The sequence below is a fragment of the Pseudomonas sp. ASL9 genome, from assembly GCF_056680335.1.
The window spans coordinates 4,911,073-4,931,753 of record NZ_CM155277.1 but is presented as its reverse complement, the minus strand read 5'-3'; the positions used below and the strand labels follow the sequence as shown (position 1 = coordinate 4,931,753).

General features: G+C 57.4%; 21 protein-coding genes. All 21 read right to left on the bottom strand.

The genetic code is table 11. From position 1 onward, the window contains the following. Positions 1-3: 3 nt before the first annotated feature. Entirely contained in the window at positions 4-2,136 is a 2,133-nt protein-coding gene (gene flhA, locus AC1ME2_RS22690; protein WP_480436958.1) for a flagellar biosynthesis protein FlhA, read from the bottom strand. A 210-nt stretch (positions 2,137-2,346) separates the two neighbouring features. Beyond that, on the bottom strand, positions 2,347-3,483 hold the full coding sequence (gene flhB, locus AC1ME2_RS22685) for a flagellar biosynthesis protein FlhB (protein ID WP_480436956.1): 1,137 nt from the start codon (positions 3,481-3,483) through the stop codon (positions 2,347-2,349). A gap of 1 nt (position 3,484) precedes the next feature. Then, on the bottom strand, positions 3,485-4,270 hold the full coding sequence (gene fliR, locus AC1ME2_RS22680) for a flagellar biosynthetic protein FliR (protein ID WP_480436954.1): 786 nt from the start codon (positions 4,268-4,270) through the stop codon (positions 3,485-3,487). A gap of 5 nt (positions 4,271-4,275) precedes the next feature. Then, the gene (gene fliQ / locus AC1ME2_RS22675; RefSeq protein WP_480436951.1) at positions 4,276-4,545 is read right to left on the bottom strand and encodes a flagellar biosynthesis protein FliQ; all 270 of its coding nucleotides are present in this window, start codon (positions 4,543-4,545) and stop codon (positions 4,276-4,278) included. 19 nt (positions 4,546-4,564) lie between these two features. Then, complete coding sequence (gene fliP / locus AC1ME2_RS22670; protein ID WP_480436949.1) at positions 4,565-5,323, bottom strand: flagellar type III secretion system pore protein FliP; 759 nt, start codon at positions 5,321-5,323, stop codon at positions 4,565-4,567. Continuing rightward, positions 5,323-5,748 carry a flagellar biosynthetic protein FliO gene (fliO, locus tag AC1ME2_RS22665; protein WP_480442290.1) on the bottom strand — a complete coding sequence of 142 codons (426 nt, stop codon included), beginning with the start codon at positions 5,746-5,748 and terminating at the stop codon, positions 5,323-5,325. Before fliO ends, fliP begins: the two co-directional genes overlap by 1 nt. 21 nt (positions 5,749-5,769) lie before the next feature. Further along, on the bottom strand, positions 5,770-6,237 hold the full coding sequence (gene fliN, locus AC1ME2_RS22660) for a flagellar motor switch protein FliN (protein WP_480436946.1): 468 nt from the start codon (positions 6,235-6,237) through the stop codon (positions 5,770-5,772). A 62-nt stretch (positions 6,238-6,299) separates the two neighbouring features. Continuing rightward, positions 6,300-7,268: a flagellar motor switch protein FliM gene (fliM, locus tag AC1ME2_RS22655; RefSeq protein WP_480436945.1), complete on the bottom strand. Its 969-nt coding sequence runs from the start codon at positions 7,266-7,268 to the stop codon at positions 6,300-6,302. Positions 7,269-7,277: 9 nt separating this feature from the next. Further along, a complete protein-coding gene (gene fliL / locus AC1ME2_RS22650) occupies positions 7,278-7,772 on the bottom strand; it encodes a flagellar basal body-associated protein FliL (RefSeq protein ID WP_480436944.1) in 495 nt (164 codons plus the stop codon). 197 nt (positions 7,773-7,969) lie between these two features. After that, a complete protein-coding gene (locus tag AC1ME2_RS22645) occupies positions 7,970-9,394 on the bottom strand; it encodes a flagellar hook-length control protein FliK (protein WP_480436943.1) in 1,425 nt (474 codons plus the stop codon). A gap of 71 nt (positions 9,395-9,465) precedes the next feature. Then, positions 9,466-9,774, bottom strand: coding sequence for an Hpt domain-containing protein (locus AC1ME2_RS22640; protein WP_480442289.1), 309 nt, complete (start codon positions 9,772-9,774; stop codon positions 9,466-9,468). 81 nt (positions 9,775-9,855) lie between these two features. Next, positions 9,856-11,562 (bottom strand): ATP-binding SpoIIE family protein phosphatase, encoded by a 1,707-nt coding sequence (locus AC1ME2_RS22635; RefSeq protein WP_480436942.1) that lies wholly within the window; start codon positions 11,560-11,562, stop codon positions 9,856-9,858. 3 nt (positions 11,563-11,565) lie between these two features. After that, entirely contained in the window at positions 11,566-11,871 is a 306-nt protein-coding gene (locus AC1ME2_RS22630) for an STAS domain-containing protein (protein ID WP_480436940.1), read from the bottom strand. A 91-nt stretch (positions 11,872-11,962) separates the two neighbouring features. After that, a complete protein-coding gene (fliJ, locus tag AC1ME2_RS22625; RefSeq protein ID WP_480436939.1) occupies positions 11,963-12,412 on the bottom strand; it encodes a flagellar export protein FliJ in 450 nt (149 codons plus the stop codon). 6 nt (positions 12,413-12,418) lie between these two features. Continuing rightward, positions 12,419-13,777 (bottom strand): flagellar protein export ATPase FliI, encoded by a 1,359-nt coding sequence (gene fliI, locus AC1ME2_RS22620; protein WP_480436937.1) that lies wholly within the window; start codon positions 13,775-13,777, stop codon positions 12,419-12,421. After that, a complete protein-coding gene (gene fliH, locus AC1ME2_RS22615) occupies positions 13,767-14,591 on the bottom strand; it encodes a flagellar assembly protein FliH (protein ID WP_480436935.1) in 825 nt (274 codons plus the stop codon). The genes fliI and fliH overlap by 11 nt, the downstream gene beginning before the upstream one ends. Before the next feature lie 10 nt (positions 14,592-14,601). Then, positions 14,602-15,621 carry a flagellar motor switch protein FliG gene (gene fliG, locus AC1ME2_RS22610; protein WP_480436934.1) on the bottom strand — a complete coding sequence of 340 codons (1,020 nt, stop codon included), beginning with the start codon at positions 15,619-15,621 and terminating at the stop codon, positions 14,602-14,604. Continuing rightward, positions 15,614-17,398, bottom strand: a complete 1,785-nt coding sequence (gene fliF, locus AC1ME2_RS22605) for a flagellar basal-body MS-ring/collar protein FliF (RefSeq protein ID WP_480436931.1) — start codon at positions 17,396-17,398, stop codon at positions 15,614-15,616. Before fliF ends, fliG begins: the two co-directional genes overlap by 8 nt. A 14-nt stretch (positions 17,399-17,412) precedes the next feature. After that, positions 17,413-17,739 carry a flagellar hook-basal body complex protein FliE gene (fliE, locus tag AC1ME2_RS22600; RefSeq protein ID WP_480436930.1) on the bottom strand — a complete coding sequence of 109 codons (327 nt, stop codon included), beginning with the start codon at positions 17,737-17,739 and terminating at the stop codon, positions 17,413-17,415. 190 nt (positions 17,740-17,929) lie between these two features. After that, positions 17,930-19,375 (bottom strand): sigma-54-dependent transcriptional regulator, encoded by a 1,446-nt coding sequence (locus AC1ME2_RS22595; RefSeq protein ID WP_480436928.1) that lies wholly within the window; start codon positions 19,373-19,375, stop codon positions 17,930-17,932. Then, on the bottom strand, positions 19,375-20,571 hold the full coding sequence (locus AC1ME2_RS22590; RefSeq protein WP_480442287.1) for a sensor histidine kinase: 1,197 nt from the start codon (positions 20,569-20,571) through the stop codon (positions 19,375-19,377). Before AC1ME2_RS22590 ends, AC1ME2_RS22595 begins: the two co-directional genes overlap by 1 nt. Positions 20,572-20,681 lie beyond the last annotated feature (110 nt).

The window sequence follows — 20,681 nt, the reverse complement described above, 5'->3', positions numbered from 1 at the left end:
ACCTCAGCCGTTGGGCCCCACCGTCGCGACGATCGTGACTTGCTTATTGTCAGGAATTTCCTGATACGCCAGAACATGCATGTTCGGTACAGCCAACCGCCCAAATCGTGACAGCATTGCGCGAACCGGGCCTGCGACTAACAAAATCACTGGTTTACCCTGCATCTCTTGGCGCTGGGCAGCGTCAATCAACGAACGCTGGAGCTTTTCAGCCATGCTTGGCTCAAGAAGAACGCCCTCTTCCTGACCCTGACCCGCCTTCTGAAGACTATTGAGCAATATTTGTTCCAACCTTGGCTCAAGGGTGATGACAGGCAGCTCCGGCTCAGCGCCTACAATGCTTTGGACGATAGCGCGACACAATCCGATGCGCACCGCAGCGACCAGCGCGGCGGTATCTTGACTCCGAGGTGCCGCGTTAGCGATGGCTTCGGCGATGCTGCGGATATCCCTGACCGGAACCTGTTCGGCCAGCAACGCTTGCAATACTTTGAGTAAGGCCGAGAGTGAAAGGACACCAGGCACCAGCTCTTCAGCCAGCTTGGGCGAGCTTTTGGCCAACAATTGCATCAATTGCTGCACTTCTTCATGACCAATCAGCTCATGAGAATGCTTGTACAGAATCTGATTGAGGTGTGTCGCCACCACTGTGCTGGCATCCACCACCGTGTAACCGAGCGATTGTGCCTGGCTGCGCAGGCTGACTTCGATCCACACCGCCTCCAGACCGAACGCCGGGTCCTTGGCGGTGATCCCGTTGAGCGTACCAAAGACCTGCCCCGGATTGATCGCCAGTTCGCGATCCGGGTAAATTTCGGCTTCAGCCAAGGTGACGCCCATCAGTGTCAGACGATAGGCGCTGGGCGCCAGATCGAGGTTGTCGCGGATATGCACGGTCGGCATCAAAAAGCCCAACTCCTGGGAAAGCTTCTTGCGCACGCCCTTGATCCGCGCCAGCAGTTGACCACCCTGATTGCGATCTACCAACGGAATCAAGCGGTAACCCACCTCCAGACCGATCATGTCGATTGGCGCAACATCATCCCATCCCAGCTCTTTTGAATCCTGCACACGCGTCGGCGAAGGCAGCAACTCCTGTTGGCGCTGGACCTCTTGCAACGCATTCACCTTGATCATGCTCTGTTTTTTCCAGATCAGGTACGCAGCACCCGCAGCCACCAGACCCAGGCTGAGAAAGGAAAAATGCGGCATGCCTGGCACCAGTCCCATGACCATCATCAAGCCTGCGGCCACAGCCAGCGCTTTGGGCGAAGTGAACATCTGCCGATTGATCTGTTTGCCCATTTCTTCCGAACCGGAAGCACGGGTCACCATGATCGCTGCAGCAGTGGACAGCAACAGTGATGGCAACTGCGCCACCAAACCGTCACCAATGGTCAGCAGCGCGTAAACTTTGCCCGCATCGGCGAATGACATGTTGTGCTGGAAAATACCGACGGCCACCCCCCCGATGAGGTTGATGAACAGAATCAACAAGCCGGCAATGGCGTCGCCACGCACAAATTTGCTGGCACCATCCATTGACCCGTAGAACTCGGCTTCCTGGGCGACTTCAAGGCGACGACGCTTGGCTTCGGGCTGATCGATCAGGCCGGCGTTTAGGTCGGCGTCGATAGCCATCTGCTTGCCGGGCATCGCGTCGAGGGTGAAACGGGCGCTCACTTCGGAAATTCGGCCCGCACCCTTGGTAACAACGACAAAGTTGATGATCATCAAAATCGCAAAAACCACGATACCAACGACGTAGTTACCGCCAATCACCACCTCGCCAAAGGCCTGAATCACCTTACCGGCAGCGGCGTGGCCGTCTTGACCGTGAAGCATGACCACCCGCGTCGACGCCACGTTCAGCGCTAGACGCAGCAATGTAGCAACCAGCAGGATGGTGGGGAATACCGAGAAGTCCAACGGCCGCAGGGCATACACACACACCAGCAGGACAACAATCGATAGCGCGATGTTGAACGTGAAAAATACATCCAGCAGAAATGGAGGCATCGGCAACATCATCATTGCCAACATGACCAACAGCAGCAGCGGCACACCCAGTTGCCCACGACCCAGGCCAACCAGATTGCTGCGCGCAGCGTTGATTAATTGAGAGCGATCGACCAATTCTTTTCCTGCCCGCTAGACCAAACTTTTGACGCCATTAAGCGACGTAGCAAGGTCAGTGCAAGAAGCTTTCCAACTATTGGAATCAGCGCAATTTTGTAGGCGATGCCGCGCTCTCGCGCAGCAAATAGGGTCCCTGCGGGACTGTAGCTGACATTGGCTGGAGCTGCCGAAGGCTGCGAAAGGAGCGATGCGGTGTATCAGGTAAACCTACGAATCACGCCGCAAATCGTTCGGGATCGGCATATCGCCCAAAGGGTCCGGGCGCTTGCCCTTGCCTGCGCGATGCTGGCGAATCTGATAGACGTACGCCAGCACTTGCGCCACGGCAAGGTACAGGCCGGCAGGAATCTCCTGGTCCAGTTCGGTGGAGTAGTAAATCGAACGCGCCAAAGCGGGTGACTCAAGAAGAAGGATGTTGTGCTCGGCGCCGATTTCTCGAATCTTCAATGCCAGAAAATCATTACCCTTGGCCAACAACAGCGGCGCCCCGCCCTGCTCGGGATCGTATTTGAGCGCCACGGCAAAATGCGTCGGGTTGGTAATAATCACGTCCGCATCGGGAATCTTCGTCATCATTCGTCGCTGGGACATCTCGCGCTGCAACTGACGAATCCGCTGTTTGACCTCTGGCCGCCCATCGCTGTCCCTGTGCTCGTCACGCACCTCCTGCTTGGTCATCAACAGCTTTTTATGGCTCTCCCACAACTGGAACGGCACATCCACCGCAGCAATGATGATCAACCCGCACGCAATCCACAACGCACTCCAGCCTACCACCTGCACGCTATGAATGATCGCCAGCTCCAATGGCTCATGGGCGATAGAGACCAGAGCACCCTTGTCCTTGGACAGTACCGCCAACGCCACCATCAGAATGATGAAAAACTTGGCCAGCGCCTTGATCAGCTCGACCAACGCCTGGACGGAAAACATGCGCTTGATCCCGGACACCGGACTCATTCGACTGAACTTGGGCACCATTGTCTCGGTAGAAAATATCCACCCCCCCAACGAGATCGGGCCGATGAGTGCCGCCAAAACCATGGTCAGCATCAGCGGCTGAACGGCAACCAGCGCCGCCTTCCCAGCATTGAGAAAATACAGGCCCATGTAGTGGTCATCCATGATGACTTCACGCGGAAGCGTAAAATTAACCCGCATCAACTCGAGCATCATCTCCGCCAACTGACTACCAAATACCAGCAAGCCCCCTGCCCCCGCCATCATGATGACCAGGGTATTGAGTTCTTTGGAGCGGGCGGTCTCACCCTTGTCACGGGATTCCTTGACCCGTTTGGACGTGGGGTCTTCGGTTTTATCCTGGCCATTCTCGTTCTCAGCCATGTCAGTTCGCCCGGACCAGACTGCGCAGCAACTGCAAGGCCTCCACGGCCAGCGGCTGATACTGATTGAGAATGTCGCCGAGGGTGATCCACAGGATCACCATGCCCAGCACCAGCGTGAGCGGGAAGCCTATAGAGAAAATATTCAACTGTGGCGCGGCGCGGGTCATCACGCCAAATGCAACGTTCACCACCAGCAACGCAGTGATGGCGGGCAAGACCAGCAACAAGCCGGCGCCCAATACCCAACCCATGCGACCGACCAGTTCCCAAACGTGCGTGAGATTCACCCCACTACCCACTGGCAACGTGGTGAAGCTTTCCACCAGCACCTCAAAGACCACCAGATGGCCGTTCATGCCCAGGAACAGCAAAGTCACCAACATCGTGAAAAACTGCCCGATCACCGCCACCGACACGCCGTTGGTAGGATCGACCATCGAGGAGAAGCCCATGCCCATCTGCACCGCAACGATCTGCCCGGCAATGACGAACGACTGAAAGAACAACTGCAAGGACAATCCCAGCATTGCACCGATAACAATCTGCTCGGCGATCAGCATCAGCGCACTCAAATCCAGCGCATGAATCTCCGGCATCGGTGGCAGGCTGGGTGCAATCACTACCGTAATCGCCAATGAGAAATACATGCGCACACGCCTGGGCACCAGCGTCGTGCCAAAGATCGGCATGGTCATCAGCACCGCTGCGACCCGAAACAGCGGCAGCATGAAGCTCGCGACCCAGGTCCCGATCTGCGTGTCCGTGAGGGCAAGCACGGCGGGCATGATCGCTAACCGATCAACTGCGGAATACTGCCGTACAACGACTGGATGTATTCCATAAACACCCGGATCAGCCAAGGGCCCGCGACAATCAGAGTGATCAACATCACCAACAGGCGCGGCAGAAAACTCAAGGTCTGTTCGTTAATCTGCGTCGCAGCCTGAAACATGGCCACTAACAACCCCACGATCAGGCTCGGCACTACCAGCACGGCGACCATCATCGTGGTCAGCCATAATGCCTCGCGAAACAGGTCAACGGCGACTTCCGGCGTCATTGCGCGCGCTCCCCATCGATCATGGTGATACCCCGCCAAAGCTGCTGGCCAGCGTGCCAATGATCAAGGCCCAACCGTCCACCAATACAAACAGCATGATTTTGAATGGCAGGGAGATAATCAGCGGCGACAGCATCATCATGCCCATGGCCATCAGCACGCTGGCAATCACCAGGTCGATAATGAGGAACGGAATGAAGATCATGAAACCGATCTGGAACGCTGTTTTGAGTTCCGAGGTCACAAACGCCGGGACCAGAATGGTCAGTGGCGCCTGATCGGGACTGGCGATATCGGTACGCTTGGACAGGCGCATGAACAAATCCAGATCGCTCTGGCGAGTCTGCGCCAACATGAAGTCCTTGATCGGCACTTCAGCCTTGAGCACTGCATCCTGCGCGCTGAGCTTTTCACTCAGGTAAGGCTGCAGCGCATCCTTATTCACCCGGTCGAACACCGGCGCCATGATGAACATGGTCAGAAACAGCGCCATGCCGGTGAGAATCTGGTTCGAAGGCGTCTGCTGCAAACCCAAGGCCTGACGCAGAATCGAAAAGACGATGATGATCCGGGTAAAGCTGGTCATCAACATGACGAACGCTGGGATAAAGCTCAGCGCGGTCATGATCAGCAGGATCTGCAGATTGACCGAGTATTCCTGCTGACCGTTGGCACCGCTGGACAAGGTGATCGCGGGTATCGACAGAGGATCGGCCGCGAACACCAGCGGCGCTGCCAATACCAGCAACAACGTCAAGACTATGCGCAACGCGCCCATCACTTCTTATCCTTATGATCCTTGCCCAGCAGCTCCATCAGACGCTGGGCGAACTCCGACGTAGCCTGCGAAGTGGCAGGCACTTGCAGCGGCTCTTTGAGCACATGCAAGGGCGTAATCCGCCCCGGGGTTATTCCGAGCAAAATCTGCTCGCTACCCACCTGCACCAGCACCAGCCGATCACGCGCCCCCAGTGCACGCGAGCCGAGCACCTCAATGAGTTGACCGTTACGCGGGCTGGCACTCTGCACCCGGCGCAGCAGCCATGCCAGCGCGAAGATCAAGCCAATCACCAGCAGCAGGCCCAGGACCAATTGCGTCAATTGACCGCCCATGCCGCTGCTCAGCGCACTGCTGACTTGCGGCGCAGCAGCAGCCTGCACAACTGGCTCGGCCGCCATCGCGCTTAGTGGCAAGGCGAGCATCACACCGAGGCGCTTAATCACTTAACGCAACTTCTTGATGCGTTCGCTAGGGCTGATCACGTCAGTCAGGCGGATACCGAACTTTTCGTTGACCACAACCACTTCACCGTGAGCGATCAGCGTGCCGTTGACCAGCACGTCCAGCGGCTCGCCCGCCAACCGATCAAGCTCGATGACCGAACCCTGATTGAGTTGCAGCAGGTTACGAATATTGATGTCGGTGCTGCCCACTTCCATGGAGATCGAGACTGGAATATCCAGAATCACGTCCAGGTTGGGGCCCTCCAGGGTCACGGCTCCGTTGCTTTTTGACCCACTGCCGAACTCTTCCAGTGGCAAACGACTGGACGCGGAAGAGCGACCGGTATCGGCTGCGAGCAAGGCGTCGATATCATCCTGGCTGGCATCGCCGGACTCACCCAGCGCTGCTGCCCATTCATCGGCCAATGCCTGATCTTCAGCAGACGTTATTTCGTTTTCATCAGCCATCGGTTGTCCTCGGCGGGCATTGATTCGTTAACACATCACATTATTCACGCTGACGATAAAGGTCAGCGGCGTTCAATCGGTTCTATAACTTGCAGCGCGAGATGCCCCTTGTGCGAACCCAGCTTGACCTTGAATGAAGGCACCCCACCCGCACGCATGACCAGCGCCTCAGGCAACTCTACCGGGATCACGTCACCGGGTTGCATGTGCAGGATGTCCCGCAGACGCAATTGACGGCGGGCCACGACAACACTCAGCGGCACAGAGACATCCAGCACATCTTCACGCAAGGCCTTGCTCCAGCGCTCATCCTGGTCATCCAGGTCGGACTGAAAGCCGGCATCGAGCATTTCGCGCACCGGCTCGATCATCGAATAAGGCATGGTCACGTGCAGGTCGCCGCCACCGCCATCGAGTTCGATATGGAACGTCGAAACCACCACGGCCTCGCTGGGACCGACGATGTTGGCCATGGCCGGGTTCACTTCAGAGTTTATGTACTCGAAGTTGACTTCCATGATCGCCTGCCAGGCTTCTTTCAAGTCGATGAACGCCTGTTCGAGCACCATGCGCACCACGCGCAACTCGGTCGGCGTGAACTCACGCCCCTCGATCTTGGCGTGTCGCCCGTCACCACCGAAAAAGTTGTCCACCAGCTTAAACACCAGCTTGGCGTCCAGAATGAATAACGCAGTGCCGCGCAAAGGCTTGATCTTGACCAGATTGAGGCTGGTAGGTACGTACAACGAGTGCACGTACTCACCGAATTTCATGACCTGCACACCACCTACCGCGACGTCTGCAGAGCGACGCAGCATGTTGAACATGCTGATGCGGGTGTACCGGGCGAAACGCTCGTTGATCATTTCCAGGGTCGGCATGCGCCCACGGACGATGCGGTCCTGACTGGTCAGGTCATAACTTTTGACACTACCCGGCTCAGCGGCGCTTTCGATCTGAACCAGACCATCATCGACGCCGTGCAGTAACGCATCGATCTCATCCTGGGACAGCAGGTCTTGCACGGCCATGTCGTGGTCCTACTGCAATACGAAATTAGTAAAAAGCAATTGTTCAACCACCACCTTGCCAACCTCTTTCTGTGCCACTTCCTGCACGCTGGCAGTAGCCTTCTGACGCAGCATTTCCTGGCCGATCGGGGTCGCCAACGAGTCGAATGTCTGCCCAGAGAAGAGCATGACCAGATTATTGCGGATAACCGGCATGTGGACTTTCAACGCGTCGAGGTCGCCCTGGTTACGCGCCAGCAAGGTAATGCTGACCTGCATATAACGCTGGCGACCGTTCTGGTTGAAATTGACCACAAAGGCTGGTGCCATTGGCTCGAAAATCGCCGGAGCCTTGACGTTGCTGGCCGCTGCGACCGGTTCAGGCTTGCTTTGGGACGAGTGCATGAAGAACCAGGTGGCGCCGATCGACAGGCCGATAGCAAGCAACAAGGCCACCACAATAATAATAATGAGCTTGAGTTTGCCTTTCCCGGCAGAGGGTTTCACTTCTTCGCTCTTCGCCATGCCAATAATCCGTCACTATTCGGGGGGTTCACCAATGCGTGACAGAGGCAGAGCAAGTGTTATGCCAGATATGTTGCAGGGTCGGCGGATGCTTCCATTCTGCGAAAGCAAATTGGCTGAGGTGGTGTGTCAGACACACCACCGTCGCGACGGCACACGCAGCAGTAAGTGCGTGCCTACGAGTAGCACGTGCGGCATCAAGCGTAATAATCGACCTTACTGGAGCCAATCACTTTCATTGGCTGACTGGCCTGAGTCACTTCATGCACCGCACTGTCGTCGAGACCATCAACCCGATCGGAACCGACACCCGCTACGCCGCCACTTCGCTGCCCTTGATTAGCCTGCTGCTGATTCTGCCCTTGACCTTGACCCTGCCAGCCTCGGGACTGGTCCGCCACACTGACGTCGACCTGGCCCAGCCCCTGCTGAGTGAATGAATCACGCAACTTGGACATCTGCCCTTCCAGCGCTTCACGCACGCCAGCATGGGCGCTCATGAACGTGACTTGGGTCTGCTGGTCAGGCGCCATGTTGACACGGATGTCCAGACGCCCCAACTCGGCTGGCTCCAGCTGTATGTCTGCTGACTTCAGGTTCTGACTGGACATGTACATGACTCGATCCACCACCGCCTCACTCCAGCCGCTCTGGTGCATGGCCAATGGCTGGGTCAATGACTGAGTCATCGGCAAGGCAGCGGCCACTTTGGGCTCCACTGCTTGGCTCAGGGCGGCAAGGCGATTGGCGAAGTCATCAATCCGTGTATCGGCGGCCGATGATTTGACATCTTTCAAACCGTCTTCGATAAGACCTTTAAACGCTTTATCGCCACTCTCAGTACTCGCACCGTCAGTGGGCGGCTGATCGGTGATAACTGCCAGGTTATTGGCGGCAGCCTGCAACGGGTCCACGTCGCCTTGAACCGACGATGTTTTCGCGGCAGTCGAGGTAGATGTTGCGGGCGCGGAGGCAGGTGCGGGCGCGGATGTTGACGCTTTGGCACTTTGCTCCAGCGCCATTTGCACGGCAGGCAAACCTGCCAGAGGATCAGCCGCCGGGTCGAAACCCTTGTCCTGGACCGGGACAGCCGGCTGCAACGCGGCCACCGCAGCCGTCACGGAGACCGGCACGTCAACCGGTGGCGCAACCACGGGAGCAACAGGCATAACAGGTTCAACAGGAGGCTGCGCGACTAACGCTTGTACTGCGGCGGGATCCAGAGTCGGATCAACAGGTGCGACGTCGGTCAGCGCCGGATCGATCGCCTTGTCGTTCGCCTTATCGTCGGCCTTGCCGTCTGCATTGTCATCATTCGTTTTTTGACTGACCTTATCGGCAGGCAAGGATTTGCCGCTATCGGCAACCGCTGACGTGGAAGCGGCAGATTTGTCGCTCACCGCTTGCTTGCCACTACCTGCCTCGGGTTTGTCGTGGACTGATTTTGTACGATTGTCATGGCTTGCCACAGTCTTGGGCTGGGCATGCTTGGCAAACACTCGAGCAAAGCTGGAAGTGTCTTCCTTGCCGGTCTCAGCAGGTTTTGTCGCATTGCTGGCGACAGCTGGCTGGGATTTGACTACGGAAGTAGCCTGAAGAAGCGGATGGGTGGCAAGGGGCATGTCAGTCTCCGTACGGGCACAATTACAAAGATCCGTAGCAAAGGACGGGCCAGCTTCTTAACGGGGCAGCCTTAACGGATAAAACGCTGACGTTCGACGTCGAATAAACGCTGGACCGTGATGAATTCAACGTCGAGCTTCCTGAGCAGCTCATCCATTCCGACCAGCTCATTGCGCCGAGCTCGCTCTTCGAGCTGCCAGCACAGCTCTGCCAGCCGAGTGGCCCCCATGTTGCCACTGCTGCCCCTGAAGCTATGAGCAGCCATGCCCAGCTCTTGCAGACCGAGCGCCTGTGCACTTAGCGCACGGTGCATGTGTGCCAGACGCTGCTCAGAGTCTCTCAAGAAAGTATCGAGCAAGACGGGGTATTCAGCTTCCATCACTTCTTGCAAATCTAACAGTACGCGGTAGTCCAGATGAGTGACTGACACTTGCTCGCTCCTTGATCAAGAATCAACGGATTATGCCAGAGCCCCCCAGGAAAATTCCACGCATGCTGTACGCCCATCCTGCGACCAATACGCGTGCTGGCTCAATTCGCGAACCAGATCCAGGCCCCGCCCGGACAATTCACGCGCCTGCGTCGGTGGCGCCAAAACACGGTCGACGTCGAATCCGGCACCGCTGTCTTCGACGCGTATCGTCAAATGACCGCCCTTCCCGCGCGGCACCACCTGCAAATGCAGGCGTATATAACCCTCTTCAAGATTCGCCAGGCGCTCACCGCGCTCTCGGTAATAGTGGGCAAAACCCTGCGCATCACGCTTGAGCCCGGAGTCGAGACCCAGCACCCCATGCTCCAGGGCGTTGGTGTACAACTCGGCGAGCACGCTGTACAGCGCCCCGCTCTGGCTGCGCAGCCCATGGACTTCGAGCAGCAGTTGCAACAGATAAGGCAACGGGTTAAAGCGCTTGAGGGTGGCGGCGCGGTATTCGAAACTCACCGACCAGTCCAGCGGACTGGATTCCCCACTGTCCGAGTAAGTGACCGCCGTTGGCCCCAGTCGGGCCGGGTCGACCAAACTGATCTCGACCATGCTCACATCATCCAGGGCCAGCCCACGGAAGTCGTTCAAGGCCTGCTGAATCTCATCGATCAGCGCATCCGGCTGACAATTGGCAGAGAAGACCGCGTGCAATCGCTCGACACCAAACAGCTGATCGGCACTGTCGCTGGTGTCCAGTACACCGTCGGACAACAGGAAGATCCGATCACCCAAGGCCAGCGGGTGCATTTCAGTCTTGTGATCGAAACGCGCCCGGTCCAGTACGCCCAACGGCAAATGCCGTGACACCAGCGGCGTACGGTCACCGCTGGCAACGTGGTACAGATAGCCGTCGGGCAGGCCACCATTCCACACTTCAACCTGGCGCATAGTGAAGTTCACGCACAGCAGGGTCGCACAGCAGAACATGTCCACCGGCAAAATACGCTTGAGCTTGGCATTCATTTCCCGCAGGGTTTCGGGCAGGCCGTACCCCTTAGCGGTCATGCCGTAAAACACCTCAGCCAAGGGCATGGCACCCACGGCTGCCGGCAAGCCATGGCCGGTAAAGTCGCCCAGTAAAATATGCATATTGCCGGCAGGCGTGTAGGCGGCCAATAACAGGTCGCCGTTGAACAAGGCATAGGGTGATTGCAAGTAACGAATATTCGGTGCGTTCAGGCAGCCGGAGTGGGCGACCTGATCAAACACCGCTTTGGCGACCCGCTGCTCATTGAGCAAGTAGCCATGGTGCCTGGCAATCTGATCACGCTGCTGCAGGACCGTTTCCTGTAACCGCCGCAAGCGGTCCATGGCATTGATCTTCGCGGCCAGGATCACCTGACTGTAAGGCTTGGCGAGAAAGTCGTCGCCCCCTGCATCCAGACACCGAACCAGCGCTTCACTTTCGCTTAGCGACGTCAGGAAGATAATAGGCACCAGCGCTTCGCCGGCCATCTGCTTGATCCTGCGCGCGGCTTCAAAACCGTCCATCACCGGCATCAAAGCATCCATCAGCACCAACTGCGGACGCTCTTTTTCGAACAACGCCAACGCCTCCAGGCCATTGCTGGCGCTAATCACTTTATGGCCCTGGCGACGAACGATGGTCGCCAGCAGCAGGCGATCACTGGGATTGTCGTCAGCGATCAACACGCACAGGCTTTCGGGAACGGTAGGCATGGGTCAGCCGATCGTGAACAGTTTCGAGAAATTGGAGATGGTCAGAATGGTGCTCACGTCGGCATTGCAATTGATCAGACGAATATTCGCATGCTCACCGCCCGCATGGTCACGCAGCAACAACAGCATCCCTAGCGCAGAGCTGTCCAGGTAACTGGTTTCCTTAAGATCGACAACGAAGCATTGCGGCGTGCCCGCGGCACTCTCGTAAGCCTCGCGAAATGCCTGATGCGCAGCGAAATCAAAGCGCCCGGTAATGAGGATATTCAGTTCTCGCCCATCGTGGGAGAGCTCAGCGGTTACGGACATTGGAAGGTTCCTTGGGTTAGCTCAGATACAGTTGACAAGGTGTAGCACTCCGCCACGTCGGCGGCAACCTGAACAAATTCAATAACCTGCATTAAAATTGCTCGTGGCGCGGTAACCGCTGAGAAAGTTCGTCGAGAAGCTTTTGTTCGCGCTTGTCTTCAAGTTGCCGCGCTTCATCAATATAACGCTGAACCAGCTTGCGCAACCCTTCGACCCGCGCATAACACTGCTGCCAGGCACCACGGGCCTTGTTGAGGTTTTCCTGATGCCACGTAAGGCTCTTCTGCTGCTGGCCCACAGCCGTTTCCAGCTGATTGAGGAAGCCTTGATAATTCATCAGCCACTGTCCCGTCACCCCGCGACCGCCTTTGTCGATCCACTGCAACTGGTACTCGTGACGAAAGCGCTCAAGTTCAGCGAGTTTACTTTCAGCAAGACTGACTTGCCCCTGGAAGTGCCCAAGGCGCTGAGCCGCTGCACGTTCTGCTTTTTCAGCCATGCCTACCACAGGCGTCAGGCGTGCCGCTCGACCTTGGGCCATAACTTATCAGCCGCCTGCTGCGGGGTTGAACACTGCGGCCAGGCGCGTTTTGCTCTCTTGCAGGCTGACGTTGTCATTGAGCCCTTGGCGCAGGTAACGCACCAACGCTGGCTGCAAGGAAATCGCCATGTCGGTCTCCCGATCACCACCGGCCACATAGGCACCGACGCTGATCAAGTCACGACTCTGCTGGTAGCGTGACCACAGTTGTTTGAAATGCTGCGCCTGCCCCATGTGCTCTGGGCTGACCACCGAAGGCATGACCCGGCTGATGGACGCTTCGATATCAATGGCCGGGTAATGCCCTTCCTCAGCCAACCGACGGGACAACACGATGTGCCCGTCGAGAACGCCTCGCGCGGCATCGGCAATCGGATCCTGTTGATCGTCACCTTCAGACAGCACGGTATAGAACGCGGTGATCGAGCCACCTCCAGCTTCAGCGTTGCCGGCGCGCTCCACCAGCTTGGGCAGCTTGGCAAAAACTGACGGCGGATAACCTTTGGTGGCAGGTGGCTCGCCGATGGCCAGCGCGATTTCCCGCTGGGCCTGAGCGAATCGAGTCAACGAATCCATCAGCAACAAAACATTCTTGCCCTTGTCGCGAAAATACTCAGCGATGCGCGTGCAGTACATGGCCGCCCGCATACGCATCAAGGGTGCATCATCGGCTGGGGAAGCGACCACCACCGAGCGCTTGAGGCCTTCCTCACCGAGGATATGCTCGATGAACTCCTTGACCTCCCGCCCCCGCTCGCCAATCAGGCCAACCACAATGATGTCGGCTTCGGTGAAGCGCGTCATCATCCCCAGCAACACGCTCTTGCCCACGCCAGTACCGGCGAACAGGCCCAAGCGCTGACCACGGCCGACCGTCAGCAATCCATTGATGCTGCGAATACCCACATCCAGCGGCTGGCTGATCGGGTTGCGCTTGAGGGGGTTGATGGTCGGGCCATCCATCGGCACCCAGTCTTCGGCTTTCATTCCGCCTTTGCCGTCGAGCGCACGTCCCGCGCCATCAAGAACCCGACCCAGCATGCCCATGCCCATCGGCAAACGGCCGGTATCGGCCAGCGGCACGACCCGTGCACCCGGCGCGATACCGGCAACACTGCCCACTGGCATCAGGAATATCTTGGACCCAGAAAAGCCCATCACCTCAGCTTCGACTTGCATGGGGTGATAGCTGTCATCGTTGATCACCATGCACCGACTGCCCATCGCCGCACGCAAGCCTTCGGCCTCCAGCGTCAAACCGACCATGCGCAACAAACGCCCTTCCACGACAGGCTGACCCGCCAGCTCGATGGCGTCGGCATAAGAACCGAGACGCTTACCGAAGCTGGTCCGGTCAAGGCGCATCGGGGCCTGCTTTTTCGAGAGAGGTATCGTCAGCAATGACTGAAGCACCTTGGGCTGCGGCCCCCAGATCGAGGCTCAAGTCCGCAGGCGCAGGGTGCAAAGCCTGATCGTGCAACTGATCGAACATCTTCGCCAGCGCTTGAGAGATTCGGGTTTCGATGGTCGCGTCGATCCGGCTGTGCTCGGTTTCGACTCGGCAGCCTCCGGCCTGCAAGGCATCGTCTTCCACGATACGCCAGGTTTCTTCATGGCGTTCACGCAGGGTTTTGATCTGGGTGAAATCCTGAGGATTAATGAAAATACGCACGTTCTGCGCGCCCATCGGCAATAACTTCAAGGCGTCACGCAATACCTGACCAACATGACTGGAGTCTGTGGTCAACTCACGCTGAATGACTTGGCGGGTAATGTGCCCTACCAGTTCGACCAGCGATTTTTCAATCTGCGTGTCCTGCTCGGCTATAGGCTCGAACAACTGACTCATCAATTGTTCGAGGCTCGCGAGTTTAGCGTTCAAAGCCACATCGGCCTCGTGCCGGACCTTGAGCTGAGTGCTGTGAAAGCCCTCTTTCTCACCGGTGGCAAAACCTTCGTTGTAGGCTTCCTGACGGATGCTTTCCAGCTCTTCAAGTGTCAGCGGCTGGACTTCGTCCAGAGGCACTTCTTCCATCTCCGCCGGCTCGGCCTCAATCGGCTCAGGCTCTGGTGGGGCTTCGCGTTGCGGGTCGAAACTGGGCAGCGACCATACATCGAAACCGCCAACATCCTTGGCGCGGATCAACTCGCTGGGCGGCTCTTTGTTGGAGCTAAACATGCAGGGATCCTCAGATCATCTCTTCGCCGCCCTTGCCACCGAGAACGATTTCTCCGGCTTCGGCCATACGGCGAGCAATAGTGAGGATTTCTTTCTGCGCGGTTTCCACATCGCTGACCCGCACAGGGCCTTTGGCCTCGAGATCGTCGCGCAGCAATTCAGCCGCACGCTTGGACATGTTCTTGAAGATTTTTTCCTTGATCGCTTCGTCGGAGCCCTTAAGCGCCAACACCAGCACATCGGAAGACACCTCCCGCAACAACGCCTGGATACCACGATCGTCGACATCGGACAGGTTGTTGAACACGAACATGAGGTCTTCGATCTGACCGGACAGGTCTTCGTCGACTTCGCGGATCGAGTCCATCAACTGGCCTTCGACGGAGCTGTCGAGGAAGTTCATGATATCGGCTGCGCGCTTGATGCCACCCAAGGTGGTACGCGATGCGTTGGAGTTGCCGGAGAACTGTTTTTCCAGAATCTGGTTCAACTCTTTCAACGCCGCCGGCTGCACGGTGTTGAGCGAGGAAACGCGCAAAATGATATCCAGACGGACCTTGTGATCGAAATGGCCAAGCACTTCACCGGCCTGATCAGGGTCAAGATAAGCGACCACGATGGCCTGGATCTGTGGGTGTTCATAGCGAATGACGTCGGCGACTGCGCGCGGCTCCATCCATTTCAGGCTGTCCAGGCCGCTGGTATTACCCCCCAGCAAAATCCTGTCGATGAGGCCGTTGGCTTTGTCTTCGCCCAGTGCCTGTGTGAGCATTTTGCGGATGTAACCATCGGAGCCGACGCCGAGACTGGTCTGGTCGCCGACAATTTCGACGAACTCACTCATCACCTTCTCGACTTCCTCGCGGTGCACATTGCGCATTTGCGCCATGGCAACACCCACGCGCTGGACCTCTTTAGGCCCCATGTGCCGGAGCACCTGAGCCGCATCGGTTTCACCCAGGGAGAGCAGGAGAATGGCCGCTTTGTCGACCTTGGTCATTTTAGCGGTAACAGCCCGATTTTCACTCATCTGCGTTAATCCACTCTTTCACGACCTGCGCCACACGACCCGGGTCTTCAGCTACCAGGCTCTTGATTGCATTGAGCTGTGCGTCATAACCCTCGCTCGGGCTAGGCAGCAAAATACTTTGCGGACCGCCCAGGCTGACGCGATCATTGGACAGTTCGCCACCCAGACCGCTCATACCACCCAATTCGACATCGCCGTCGACGCCAACCAACTGCCTGTTTTTGCCGCTGGTGATGTTGTTCAACACCGGCCGCAGAACACCGAAGACCAGCACCAGGATGAACAATACGCCCAGCGCTTGTTTGACGATGTCCCAGAACCATGGCTGAGAATAGAAAGGAATCTCCGGGATCACTTCGCCGCGCTCGGCAGAGAATGGCACATTGACCACGCTGACGCTGTCGCCACGACTCGCGTTGAACCCAACGGCATCCTGCACCAGCCGGGTAAAACGTGCCAGTTCGTCGGCATTCCACGGCGTGAGCGTTGTCTCGCCTGTCTTGGGATCAACTTTGGCCCGATCATCCACGACCACCGCCACGGACAAGCGATTCACGCGGCCCTGCTGTTGTTTGGTGTGACTGATGGAGCGGTCCAGCTCGAAGTTTTTGGTTGATTGTTTACGCTTGTCCGCAGGATAAGGTGCCAGCATCGGCTGACCGGTCGCCGGGTCCATGATCTGCTGGCCATTTGCGTCGAGCAACGGCTGACCTGGCTGTATAGCGCTTGCGGCATCACTGCCTTGACCGGCTTTCTGCGGTGCAGAGGCAGGCCCCGGTGGTTGATTGCTCAACGCGCCCGGAACACCTGACGAACCCGAACCGGACGAGCGCTGCTCGTCGACTGACTGCTCGCTACGCAACGCGGGTTGATCAGGGTTGAAGCTTTCCGCTGTCGACTCAACAGCACTGAAATCCACATCGGCAGAGACTTCGGCCTTGTAGCGATTGGTGCCCAAAATCGGTTGCAGGATGTTCTGTACACGCTGAGTGAGCATGGTTTCCATGCGGCGGCTGTAATCAAACTGCTTGCCGGCCATGGTCAATTCGGAGTTTTCAGCCTGATCGGACAGCAGAGTGCCCTTCTGATCGACCACAGTGATCTGTGACTTGCTCAGCTCAGGAACAGCGGTTGCCACCAGATTGATGATCGCCAGCACCTGACCTGGCTCCAATGATCGGCCGGCATACAACTCGATCAGCACAGAAGCGCTTGGCTTGCGTTCGTCACGCACAAACACCGAGCTTTTCGGGATCGCCAGATGCACCCGGGCACCCTTGACGTTATTGAGGCTGGAGATGGTCCGCGCCAGCTCACCTTCAAGGCCGCGACGATAGCGCGTAGCTTCCATGAACTGGCTGGTGCCCAGGCCCTGGTCCTTGTCGAGAATTTCGAAGCCAATGTTGCCGTCACCCGGCGCTACACCCGCGCCAGCCAGTTTTATCCGGGCACGCTGCAAGTCATCCGACTTGACCAACAAGGCACCAGAATTTGGCTCAACGGTATAAGGGATGTCAGCGGCCGCCAGCGTGTCCATAACCTGCTTGGCGTCCATACCTGCAAGGCTGCCGTACAACGGCCGATAATCAGGCTGTTGGGACCAAAGCACAACGGCAAAACCAATCGCCACGCTCGCTGCCAGGCCGACCATAAGGCCCACCTGACGCAACATGGTCATCTCGGAGAGATTCTCCAGAAAAGACAAACCAAACAACGGCGGCTTGCCTTGGGAGGCACCCGATTTAGCCGGCACGTTATCGGTGACTGCTTCAGCCATGACTCAATACGTCCTTAAACCGGCATCTGCATGATGTCTTGATACGCCTGAACCAGCTTGTTGCGAACTTGGGTCAACGCCTGGAACGAGACGCTTGCTTTCTGCGAGGAGATCATTACGTCGGTGAGATCAACGCCACTTTTGCCGATTTCGAACGCATTCGACAATTGATTGGAGGCCTGCTGGGTATCGTTGACCTTGTTGACCGCCTGACCAAGCATGTCGGAAAAGCTGCTGCCGCCGATTTCCGGGGTGCTTGCTGCTTTTGGCATAGCCATGGCGTCCATCTGCATGGAGCGCATGTCCAACATCAAGCGATTAAATTCAACACCTTGGCTCATGACGTTTCTCTCACTAGGGGCCGCATATTTTTGACACTCGGCAAGCGGCTATTAATGACAAAGCAACAAGAGTGCCAGCCGAGTAATAGCCTTTAGCCGCCCTCCCTGCATCAAACTGGAATGAAGCCTATGGGAGCCCGCGTTTGCCTGCGAATTGTTAGACGAGATGCGCGTTATACACGACACGACCTCAAGTAGCGAACAGGTATGCTTCGACATCCATTCCTGCTTCGCGCATTTGCGCCAATTTGTAACGCAAAGTACGAGGACTGATGCCCAAGCGCTCAGCCGCTTCTTTGCGCCGACCGCGCTCAGCGCGCAGGGTATCGATGATCATCTGGAACTCTCGCCGCCGCAAATCATCACCCAAGGCGCCGGCAGATTCTCCGACCTGATTTTGCGGTTCCCCTACCGGGACTGAAGACACCCCACATGAAGACTCGGGCGCAGGTGCGGCGATGCGCGGCTGCGATGGAACACCCAGCGCTGGCAATGGCGATGGGGTGACCGGGGTCGCCAAACAGAAATCCTGCGCCTGGATCACCCCGCCCTGCTGCAGAATCAATGCCCTTTGAATCGCGTTATCCAGCTCTCGTACATTACCCGGCCATGGATAGCCAACCAGGCAGGCTTGTGCGTCTGCTGACAGCCGCACAGCGGCGTGTTTCATTTTATTGACGTGCTTGGACAGTAGCCGTTCGGCCAGCGGCAGAATGTCGGCAGTACGCTCGCGCAATGGCCGCCAAGCCAGTGGAAACACCGAAATCCGGTAATAAAGATCTTCGCGAAAACGCCCTGCCGCCACTTCACCCGCCAAATCGCGGTTAGTGGTCGCCAGCACGCGAATATCCAGGGCGATGGGTTTGCGCGCACCTACACGTTCCACTTCCCTCTCCTGAAGCACACGCAGCAATTTGGCTTGCAGGCCTAGGGGCATTTCAGAAATCTCATCCAACAGGATCGTGCCGCCATCTGCCTGTTCAAACTTGCCCGGCTGCGCCGCGATAGCACCGGTAAAAGAGCCTTTTTCATGACCAAACAGCGTTGCTTCGAGCATATTGTCCGGGATCGCCGCGCAGTTGATGGCGATGAACGGTTTGTTGGCCCGAGTCGATTGCTGGTGAATAAATCGCGCCAACACTTCCTTGCCCGTACCCGACTCACCGGAAATCAGCACAGTAGAATCGCTCCTGGCCACGCGACTGGCCAGATCCAGCAATTGTGCACTTGCAGGCTCGAACGCCACCGGCCCTTCACCGTCAGCAGGCCCAGGACGACCCAGCGCGTGGCGCGCCACTAGCGCCATGAACGCTTTGGGCTCGAAAGGCTTGACCAGATAATCCACAGCCCCTTGCCGCATCGCCTCTACCGCGCGTTCGATCGCACCGTGCGCAGTCATCAGCAGCACAGGTAATTGCGCATGACGGCTGCGCAACAGGCTCAATAATTGATGACCGTCCATGCCTGGCATGTTGACGTCGCTGACCACCAGACTGAAAGACTCCTCGGCCACCGCCTCAAGCGCCTCTTCGGCAGAACCGACGGCACGAAAATCGTGACCGGCCAACATCAAGGTTTCGCCCAGAGCCTCACGCAATGAGGGGTCATCCTCGACCAGCAAAACCTTGATTGCCATCAGTTCACACCCCGGTCACTGGCAGCCGAAATCAATGGCAACGTGACAATCGCGCAGGTGCCACGACCAGGACGGGAGCGAATCTGCAACTGTCCCTGATGTGCACGGGTCACCGCATTGACAACCGCCAGACCCAACCCGGTACCGTTGGACTTGGTGGTGAAAAATGGTTCGCCTATACGCGCCAGTGCTGAGGCGTCAATCCCGCTGCCATTATCGCTAATACATAAGCGCACAGTGTTGTCGCGGCTGTAGAGATGGATTTTCAAGCGAGTTTTACCGGCACTGGCCTGCACAGCGTTTTCAATTAGATTGAGCAGCGCACCCACCAGTGTGTCGCGATTGCACAACACCTCACCCTCGCGACTGTCGCACTGCCAGCGCACCGGCAAACCCTGCACATGCGTGTGGGCTGCTGCCTGTAACGACTGGAACAACAGATCGGGCGTCAGGCGATCGGTAAGCGGCAACTCGCCACGAGCAAAGACCAGCATATCGCGCACCTGATGCTCAAGCTCATGCAAGCGCTCCTTCAAGCGCCCGGCAAAACGTTGCTGCGTCGCCACCGGCAGCTCCTGCTCGGCCAAATGGCTGGCATAGATCAAGGCTGCGGAAAGGGGTGTACGAATTTGATGAGCCAGGGAGGTAACCATTCGCCCCAAGGAAGACAGGCGTTCGTGGCGAGCCAGCTGTTCTTGCAAATGACGGGTCTCGGTCAAGTCGTTGAGCAGCACTAATTGGCCGGGCTCGGCATCCAGTGAGCGAGTCGCAATAGACAAGCGTCGCCCATCCTTGAGGGAAACTTCATGACCATCGTCTTTGCGTGGCGCGAAACAACGATTGATCACATTCCGCCAGAGCACACCGAGTAATGGCTCCCCCAACAGACCGCATGCAGCAGGATTGGCTTCACGCACCATACCCTGACCATCCATGACAATGACGCCACCGGGCAACAGCATCAGCAGATTTTGCAGGCGATTGGCCAGACGCTCTTTTTCTGCCAGTTCCTGCATCCGCTGGGCGCTGACGACCGCCAATTCACCCTTGAGCTCAGTCACCCGCGCTTCGAGCAGACTGTAGGAGTCACTCAACTGGCTCGACACCTGATTGAACAGTAAGAACGCCTGCTCAAGCCCAGTCCGATTTCCCTGATCTAGGGACGGCTGCGCTTCGCCAGGAAGGACAGAAAACATCTGGGCGGACTGCGGCATAGTAATCTCTCGCATGGAGAACCGTCATTAAACGGTATGTTTCAAGAGACATAGCAATACCCGTGCCTAAAAAAAACCCCTGATTTATCAGG

Coding starts and splice junctions, on each gene's coding strand:
- flhB (WP_480436956.1), bottom strand. CDS start 3,483: ATGGCTGAGAACGAGAATGGCCAGGATAAAACCGAAGACCCCACGTCC.
- fliR (WP_480436954.1), bottom strand. CDS start 4,270: ATGCCCGCCGTGCTTGCCCTCACGGACACGCAGATCGGGACCTGGGTC.
- fliQ (WP_480436951.1), bottom strand. CDS start 4,545: ATGACGCCGGAAGTCGCCGTTGACCTGTTTCGCGAGGCATTATGGCTG.
- fliP (WP_480436949.1), bottom strand. CDS start 5,323: ATGGGCGCGTTGCGCATAGTCTTGACGTTGTTGCTGGTATTGGCAGCG.
- fliO (WP_480442290.1), bottom strand. CDS start 5,748: ATGCTCGCCTTGCCACTAAGCGCGATGGCGGCCGAGCCAGTTGTGCAG.
- fliN (WP_480436946.1), bottom strand. CDS start 6,237: ATGGCTGATGAAAACGAAATAACGTCTGCTGAAGATCAGGCATTGGCC.
- fliM (WP_480436945.1), bottom strand. CDS start 7,268: ATGGCCGTGCAAGACCTGCTGTCCCAGGATGAGATCGATGCGTTACTG.
- fliL (WP_480436944.1), bottom strand. CDS start 7,772: ATGGCGAAGAGCGAAGAAGTGAAACCCTCTGCCGGGAAAGGCAAACTC.
- AC1ME2_RS22645 (WP_480436943.1), bottom strand. CDS start 9,394: ATGCCCCTTGCCACCCATCCGCTTCTTCAGGCTACTTCCGTAGTCAAA.
- AC1ME2_RS22640 (WP_480442289.1), bottom strand. CDS start 9,774: ATGGAAGCTGAATACCCCGTCTTGCTCGATACTTTCTTGAGAGACTCT.
- AC1ME2_RS22635 (WP_480436942.1), bottom strand. CDS start 11,562: ATGCCTACCGTTCCCGAAAGCCTGTGCGTGTTGATCGCTGACGACAAT.
- AC1ME2_RS22630 (WP_480436940.1), bottom strand. CDS start 11,871: ATGTCCGTAACCGCTGAGCTCTCCCACGATGGGCGAGAACTGAATATC.
- fliJ (WP_480436939.1), bottom strand. CDS start 12,412: ATGGCCCAAGGTCGAGCGGCACGCCTGACGCCTGTGGTAGGCATGGCT.
- fliI (WP_480436937.1), bottom strand. CDS start 13,777: ATGCGCCTTGACCGGACCAGCTTCGGTAAGCGTCTCGGTTCTTATGCC.
- fliH (WP_480436935.1), bottom strand. CDS start 14,591: ATGTTTAGCTCCAACAAAGAGCCGCCCAGCGAGTTGATCCGCGCCAAG.
- fliG (WP_480436934.1), bottom strand. CDS start 15,621: ATGAGTGAAAATCGGGCTGTTACCGCTAAAATGACCAAGGTCGACAAA.
- fliF (WP_480436931.1), bottom strand. CDS start 17,398: ATGGCTGAAGCAGTCACCGATAACGTGCCGGCTAAATCGGGTGCCTCC.
- fliE (WP_480436930.1), bottom strand. CDS start 17,739: ATGAGCCAAGGTGTTGAATTTAATCGCTTGATGTTGGACATGCGCTCC.
- AC1ME2_RS22595 (WP_480436928.1), bottom strand. CDS start 19,375: ATGGCAATCAAGGTTTTGCTGGTCGAGGATGACCCCTCATTGCGTGAG.
- AC1ME2_RS22590 (WP_480442287.1), bottom strand. CDS start 20,571: ATGTTTTCTGTCCTTCCTGGCGAAGCGCAGCCGTCCCTAGATCAGGGA.